The sequence below is a fragment of the Thermococcus sp. genome (assembly GCF_027023865.1).
Lineage (GTDB): Archaea > Methanobacteriota_B > Thermococci > Thermococcales > Thermococcaceae > Thermococcus.
The window spans coordinates 21,404-27,962 of record NZ_JALVUC010000018.1 but is presented as its reverse complement, the minus strand read 5'-3'; the positions used below and the strand labels follow the sequence as shown (position 1 = coordinate 27,962).

8 protein-coding genes are annotated in these 6,559 nt (G+C 52.9%); 6 read left to right on the top strand and 2 right to left on the bottom strand.

The features are described 5' to 3' along the window. Both MV421_RS05610 and proS read right to left on the bottom strand, forming a co-directional pair. Positions 1 to 254 (bottom strand): hypothetical protein (locus MV421_RS05610; RefSeq protein ID WP_297517988.1); only part of this gene is annotated, 254 nt, incomplete at its 3' end. 122 nt (positions 255 to 376) lie between these two features. Further along, positions 377 to 1,825: a proline--tRNA ligase gene (gene proS, locus MV421_RS05605; protein WP_297421305.1), complete on the bottom strand. Its 1,449-nt coding sequence runs from the start codon at positions 1,823 to 1,825 to the stop codon at positions 377 to 379. 97 nt (positions 1,826 to 1,922) lie between these two features. Between proS and MV421_RS05600 the strand changes: the two genes are divergently transcribed. From MV421_RS05600 to MV421_RS05575, 6 genes are all read left to right on the top strand, one after another. Beyond that, complete coding sequence (locus MV421_RS05600) at positions 1,923 to 2,924, top strand: 2-hydroxyacid dehydrogenase (RefSeq protein ID WP_297421264.1); 1,002 nt, start codon at positions 1,923 to 1,925, stop codon at positions 2,922 to 2,924. Between the two features lie 9 nt (positions 2,925 to 2,933). Continuing rightward, positions 2,934 to 3,380 (top strand): hypothetical protein, encoded by a 447-nt coding sequence (locus tag MV421_RS05595; RefSeq protein ID WP_297421266.1) that lies wholly within the window; start codon positions 2,934 to 2,936, stop codon positions 3,378 to 3,380. A gap of 10 nt (positions 3,381 to 3,390) precedes the next feature. After that, positions 3,391 to 4,158, top strand: coding sequence for a sulfite exporter TauE/SafE family protein (locus MV421_RS05590; RefSeq protein ID WP_297421268.1), 768 nt, complete (start codon positions 3,391 to 3,393; stop codon positions 4,156 to 4,158). A gap of 31 nt (positions 4,159 to 4,189) precedes the next feature. Then, complete coding sequence (locus tag MV421_RS05585) at positions 4,190 to 4,924, top strand: sulfite exporter TauE/SafE family protein (protein ID WP_297421270.1); 735 nt, start codon at positions 4,190 to 4,192, stop codon at positions 4,922 to 4,924. Between the two features lie 46 nt (positions 4,925 to 4,970). After that, the gene (locus MV421_RS05580) at positions 4,971 to 5,252 is read left to right on the top strand and encodes a hypothetical protein (RefSeq protein WP_297421272.1); all 282 of its coding nucleotides are present in this window, start codon (positions 4,971 to 4,973) and stop codon (positions 5,250 to 5,252) included. A 61-nt stretch (positions 5,253 to 5,313) separates the two neighbouring features. Further along, positions 5,314 to 6,534 (top strand): hypothetical protein, encoded by a 1,221-nt coding sequence (locus tag MV421_RS05575; RefSeq protein ID WP_297421274.1) that lies wholly within the window; start codon positions 5,314 to 5,316, stop codon positions 6,532 to 6,534. Positions 6,535 to 6,559: the final 25 nt, after the last annotated feature.

Sequence of the window (6,559 nt, the reverse complement as noted above, 5' to 3'; positions counted from 1 at the left end):
GAGAAGAAGCTCCGCCAGCTTTCAGCGTTCTTTCTGGTTATTTGTTGGGCTGTTGCCGAGCCGATTTCCCGCTTGAATTCTTCATAAACTATTTTTTCAGTCTTGTTGAAGTCAACGAGTTGCTCTTTGAAGAATTGTTGTCGTCTTAGGTAGTTTACTCGATTCCAGACTCTGGCGCCAGTATCGTCTAACTTGGAGAGTGTTTTCTCTTGTTCTCTGCTTGGTTGGAGTTTGATGGTTACTGTTCGCTTCATTTCAGAGTGTGGTATTGTTCTTGGGTTTTAAATGGTTTGCTTTCCCGCTTAATGGTTGTTGGGGTTTACTGCATCCCCGCCCTAAAGGACTAGGCTTTCAAAAGAAAAAAGTAAAAAAGAGGTCAGTAAGTCCTTGCAAAGCGCGCTATGAACTTCGCCTCCCTGCCGCAGACCGGACACTTCTTCCCTTCGGGAGCTTTGGCCTTCTCCTCTGGATAGGGAATGCCGAGCATCTTGGCGTCAAGTTCTTCCTCCATCCTGAGGCCGCACTCTTCGCTGCCGCACCAGGGAATCTCGACGATTCCGCGTCTATCCTCAAAAACCTCCTTGGCCTCCTTGATGGTGTCAACGCGCTTGATGTGGCCCTCAAGGAACTCCCTGGCACGGTCGTAGAGGTTCTCCATTATCCCGTCAAAGGTTCTCCTGACGGCCGCGACTATCTCACCCCTCTCAACCGTTTTCTTGGTGAGGGTATCACGCCTTGCTATCACCGCCTTCTTACCCTCAATGTCCCTTGGGCCGACCTCTATCCTAACCGGAACACCCTTCATCTCCCAATCGTAGTACTTCCTGCCCGGCCTTATGTCACGCTCGTCAACGTGGACGCGGATCCCAGCGTTTCTGAGTTCATCGGCTATCTCCCTCGCGTAGGCAAAGACATCAGCCTCGGTGTCCTTCTTTGGAATCGGTACGATGACGACCTGTATCGGCGCTATCGTTGGCGGAAGAACGAGGCCGTTGTCATCGCCATGGATGGCCATAACCGCGGCTAAGAGGCGCTCGCTCATTCCAAAGGTTGTCTGGTGGACGTACTCGTGGTCCCCGTCCTCGGTCTCGTACTCTATGTTGTAGGCCTTCGCAAAGTTCTGTTTGTAGTTGTGCATCGTGCCTATCTGGAGGGTCCTGCCGTCTGGCATCATGACCTCTGCTCCCAGCGAGTAGTAGGCACCGGGGAACTTGTCCCAGTCGGGGCGCTTAGATACTATATACGGAATCGCGAGGAACTTCGCTAGCCTGCCGAATATCTCAAGGTCCTCCTTTATCTGTCTCTCGGCGCCCTCATAGCTATCGTGAGCCGTGTGGGCTTCAAAGAAGCGACTTATCTCCCTCACACGGATGAGTGGCCTCGTGTGCTTGGTCTCGTAGCGGTAGGTGTTGACTATCTGATAGATCTTAAAGGGCAGGTCGGCATGTGACCTTATCCAGAGCGAGAACATGGAGTACATTGCCGTCTCGCTCGTGGGCCTGAGGATGAGCCTGACGTCAAGCAGATCCAATCCGGCATGGGTTACCCAGTAAACCTCCCCCTCGAACCCCTGTATGTGCTCGGCCTCCTTCTGGAACTCGGTTTCTGGGATTAGCGCGGGGAACAAAACCTCCTCATGCCCTGTTTTCTCCATCTCGGAGTGGATAAACCTCTCTATGCTGCGCATGATTCTAAGTCCGTAGGGGAGCCATATGTTCATGCCCTTTACCGGGTAGCGCTTGTCCTGTATCCCAGCTGTTTCGATAAGCTCATTGTACCATTCGCTGAAGTTCTCGCTCCATCTCTCACGTTTTACTTTGCCCATCTCCACCACCTAAAGGAAGAACTGGAAGGAGTTTTTAAGCTTTCTCAGATGAGAAACCTTATTAGGCCCGTTTCGATAAGGGTCTTAAGGTGGTATCATGAGGCCAAAGGTTGCAGTTCTGTTCAAAATGAAGAGAAAGCCCACGGAGGAGCTTAAGAAATATGCCGATGTTGAATTCATTATTTACCCGAGTGTTGAAAAGCTGAAGGAGCGGATAGGGGAGTTTGATGGTTTAATAGTTTCCCCTCTCAACCCAATCCCCCGCGAGGTCATAGAGAGGGCCAAACGGTTGAAGGTCATCAGCTGTCACTCCGCTGGCTACGACCACGTTGACGTGGAAGCTGCGACCGAGCGTGGAATCTACGTTACGAAGGTCTCGGGCTGGTTGAGTGAGGCCGTGGCGGAGTTCGCCGTCGGCCTTACAATTGCGCTCCTCAGGAAGATAGCCTACACCGACAGGCTCATGAGGAGAGGGGAATGGGAGAGCCACGCCATGATATGGAGCGGCTTCAAAGAGGTGGAGACCGTCTACGGCAAAAAGGTCGGAGTCCTAGGCATGGGTGCCATAGGGAAGGCCATTGCAAGGAGAATGAAAGCAATGGGTACGGAAATTCTTTACTGGTCTCGGTCGAGGAAGGAAGACATTGAAGATGAGGCTGGAGCGGTTTACAGGGCGCTGGAGGATGTTCTCAAGGAGAGTGATATTGTAATCCTTGCGCTTCCTGCAACTCCAGAAACCTATCACACGATTAACGAAGAACGCATAAAGCTCCTCGAGGGCAAATACCTTATTAACATAGGACGTGGAACGCTCGTGGACGAGAAAGCAGTGGTTAAGGCCATTGAGGAGGGCAAACTGAAGGGTTACGCGAGTGATGTCTTTGAAAAGGAGCCCGTCCAGGAGCATGAGCTTTTTAAGCACGAGTGGGAGACGGTCCTAACTCCCCACTACGCTGGCCTCTCAAAGGAAGCAATGGAGGACATGGGGTTCCAGGCTGTAAAGAACGTTCTCTCGGTTTTCCGCGGCAAAGTCCCGGAGACACTAGTTAATAGGGAAGTCCTCAAAATCCGTCCTCCTGAGAGGATGAAAATGCTCTGAGGTGATAGAATGAAGCGGGGTGATCTTATTGAAATGCTGAAACCCTATGGTGAACCCCTTGAAACCCCAGAAGGTGTCCTCTTTGAGATGGTGGACGAGGAGAGTGGAACCTACGACAGGATTGCCATATACACTCCGGATATCGGCCAAGAAACAGTGATGAGGGCCTTTCTCCAGGCTATCGAGGACCTAACTGACCACGACATCCCCGGGAGAAATGTCTTCGCCTTTGGATTCAGGCCGGATTTCGAGGGGACCGTTATGGAAGTCTCCTTTAGGTCAGGAAAAGGGGGAGTTCTCCTCGGCCGTGTCCCGGAGAGGATTGTTGAGATAGCCAAGAGGAACAGAATCCCATTCGAACGCGGTGATGGAGAGGGAATACTCCTAAACGGAAGCTCCGGGGAGGACGTGGATGTACTGACGAAGCTGATAGAGGCAGTAGTCTTCGAATGGTAGGGGTGTTGATGTGGGAGTAGACTACGGCGGCTACTTTGGAGTTGGAATCCTCATCGGAGTCCTCGCGGCCATGTTCGGCCTTGGCGGGGGCTTTCTTGTGGTTCCTACCCTTAACTTCCTCGGTGTCGGGATACACCACGCGGTGGGCACTTCGAGCGCCGCTGTGGTTTTCACCTCGCTCAGTTCGACCATAGCCTATCACAGGCAACGCAGAATTCACTACAAAGCCGGCCTCCTTCTTGCTTTAACAGCGGTTCCAGGGGCATACATAGGAGCATGGTCAACAAGCTTCATAAGCTCCTCTCAGCTCAAGGTGATCTTTGGAGTAGTTCTCTTCCTCGTGGCGATGAAGATTTACAGGAAGAAGAGCGCCGAACCAAGTGAGGTTAAACTCGACGAGGTGGAGCTTGACTATCGTCTGATTCCCTTCGGAGGGTTCATAGCAGGGATAGCCAGCGGATTACTCGGCATAGGGGGCGGTGCAATAAACGTACCCTTTCTCACTGCCTTGGGTCTGCCGATACACTACGCTGTGGCGACCTCAAGCTTTGCCATCGTCTTTACCGCGACGAGCGGGGCGCTAAAGCACTACACCATGGGTAACGTTGAGCTTGAATGGCTCATTCTCTTGGTTCCTGGCCTCATAATCGGCGCCCAGCTCGGGGCGAGGATAGCAAGAAGGACGAAGGCTTCCTCGCTTGGCAGGGCTTTTGCTGTCCTCCTGATACTCCTGGCCATTAGAATGGTCCTAAAAGGGCTGGGTTATCCCGTTCCGTGAACTTTTTAAGCGCCCTTCTTAATCCCCTCCCATGCTGTCCTATCTGCTGGACTTCATCATTGGACTCAGCATCGGTTTCATAGCCGGCCTGCTCGGTGTCGGCGGCGGCTTTCTGATAGTCCCTACCTTAGTCCTCCTCGGGGAGCCAATTCACCTAGCCATAGGAACGAGCTTGGCGTGCATAACGATAAGCACCCTCGCCTCGGCCTACACCCATCTCCGTAGGGGGGCAGTTCTCTTCAAGGTCGTACTCATAAAGGAAACCTTCTCAATGCCCTTTGCAATAATAGGTGCCTATCTGTCCGCAGTGACACCGGAAAAGGCGCTCAAGCTGATCTTTGCCTTTCTCCTGTTCTACCTAGCGTACACCCTCATACGGGACCGGGGCAACTGTGGAGGGAAATCCGCGGGGAGGCTGAACTACCGTCGCGTCCCCGTTGTCGGAATCCTCGCTGGACTCACCAGCGGGCTGCTTGGTATAAGCGGGGGGGTTCTGAACGTCCCTCTTTTCCACACCTACATCGGCCTTCCGATGCGCTACGCCGTCGGAACATCAAGTTTCTCCCTCTTCTTCACTGCCCTGGCTGGAACCATCGGCCACTATCGCCTTGGAGAGGTCGACATCCGCATGGCTCTTCTCCTTGCCCCTGGCCTCATTGTGGGGGCGCACTACGGCGCTCTGACCGTTCATAGAGTTAAACCGTCCATTATCAGGCGCCTCTTCGCTGTTCTCCTCGTGATAATCGCCGTTAAGATGCTCATCTGATGCGAAGGGATTTAAAAGGTAGCGTTCAACTCCAACCGGTGAGAGGATGAACGAGCTGTTTGAAAGGATCAGGGAAGAGTACGGCGTTGAGATACGCGATGAGAACGACATGACGAACGCGTGGAAGCTGGTCGAGACACTGAAGGAGAGGGGTTGGGTGATCTACATCATCACCGCTAAGGGAAGGGAGCAGGTCGATGCCTGGCATGAGAAGTTCGGTAGTTTATTCGCCCAATTTGGTGAGGTTCCAAACTTCGGGAGCGTCCTCGAGGGTATCTGCAATATAGCGCTCTTAGTGAGGGAGCTTGAGACTAATGGAACGCTCTGAAACGTTCGTTCCACCGGATTCCTAAAATACACTCGGGCAACAGATAACATCGGTGACGCCAATGAAGGGCATGAAGGCACTTTCCCTAGTTCTGGCGGTGGCTCTCCTTGGGAGCCTCATTCCGCTGGGACTGGCGGCAAACATGAATACAAACACAACGACCACAACGACTAGCTTAGGAATGGCTCCAACGGTCAACCAGACTGCTAATCTCACGAGGGAGAAGGCCGTTGCAACCGAGCTTATGAGGATTCTCAATAGGACGAGTGTGTTCGCGGAAAAAAAGATAGGACCCCTTAAGGACAAACTGCCAGCAAACTCCAGCGTGCTCGGGAACTACAGCTTAGCTGAGGAGTACAAGGTGAGAGCGTTTTCCGAGTATGGGAGCGGTGACTACTGTGATGCTATAATTGACAGCCTGACCACACTTCACCACTACCGTTTGGCCCTCGAAGGGATTCACGCAGGGAAGAACCACAACGTTAAAGGAAAGATAAGGGCGGAGATAGAGCGCACAAACCGCTACCTCAAGTTCGTCGGGAGGACAATAGAGTTCGCCAAGGAGAAAGGCATAGACGTGAGCAACGTCAGCATGACCTACAACGCGACCCTCCAAGCGTACAGGACCGTGCTCGATGACCTGAAGGAGAAGAACTTCACGAAGGCCAAGGAGGACTTCCAGGTCTTCCGTGAGAGGAAGGCTGAACTCGATAAAGAAATGAAGGGACTTCGCGCCCAGCTCGTCCGCAAGGACGCCGACAAAATCGTTAAGGGCTTCCTCGTCAAGGGAGAGATGGGAATCAAGATAGCCGAGAAGGCGATACAGCTCGGTAACGAAAAAGGCTACAACACGACAAGACTCCAGGAGAGCCTCAAGGCCTTCATCCCGGTCTACCAGCAGGTGAAAACCCTTGCAAACGAGAGCAAATGGGACGAAGCCCTCACCGTCATCCAGAAGAACAGGAGGACAATAATGGAGTTCCACAGAACGGTTGCGGCCGTTCTGGAAAGAACCCACGGTAATGGTAGAGTGGCCAAGGAGAGAGCTTTCCTCCACGGGATGAGGAAGAGAATCCAAAAGGATGAGAAGGCACTTCATGGGTTGAAGATGAAAGGCGTTAGCACCAAACGCGCCGAGCTTCAGCTTAGAGTCGCGGTTCAGGAGATTAAGATCGGCGAGGCACTGCTGAGGCAGGGCAAGCCCGTGGAGGCAAAGGCTCACTTTGAGATAGCCCTGGGACTGCTCAGTCACGTTGAGGAGTTCATAGTGGCCCACTCATGATTTTTCCTTTGTTCCTTTTTCGGGG

Bases quoted from the DNA above. Each gene is read 5' to 3' on its own strand.
- proS (WP_297421305.1), bottom strand. From the start codon at position 1,825: ATGGGCAAAGTAAAACGTGAGAGATGGAGCGAGAACTTCAGCGAATGG.
- MV421_RS05600 (WP_297421264.1), top strand. From the start codon at position 1,923: ATGAGGCCAAAGGTTGCAGTTCTGTTCAAAATGAAGAGAAAGCCCACG.
- MV421_RS05595 (WP_297421266.1), top strand. From the start codon at position 2,934: ATGAAGCGGGGTGATCTTATTGAAATGCTGAAACCCTATGGTGAACCC.
- MV421_RS05585 (WP_297421270.1), top strand. From the start codon at position 4,190: ATGCTGTCCTATCTGCTGGACTTCATCATTGGACTCAGCATCGGTTTC.
- MV421_RS05580 (WP_297421272.1), top strand. From the start codon at position 4,971: ATGAACGAGCTGTTTGAAAGGATCAGGGAAGAGTACGGCGTTGAGATA.
- MV421_RS05575 (WP_297421274.1), top strand. From the start codon at position 5,314: ATGAAGGGCATGAAGGCACTTTCCCTAGTTCTGGCGGTGGCTCTCCTT.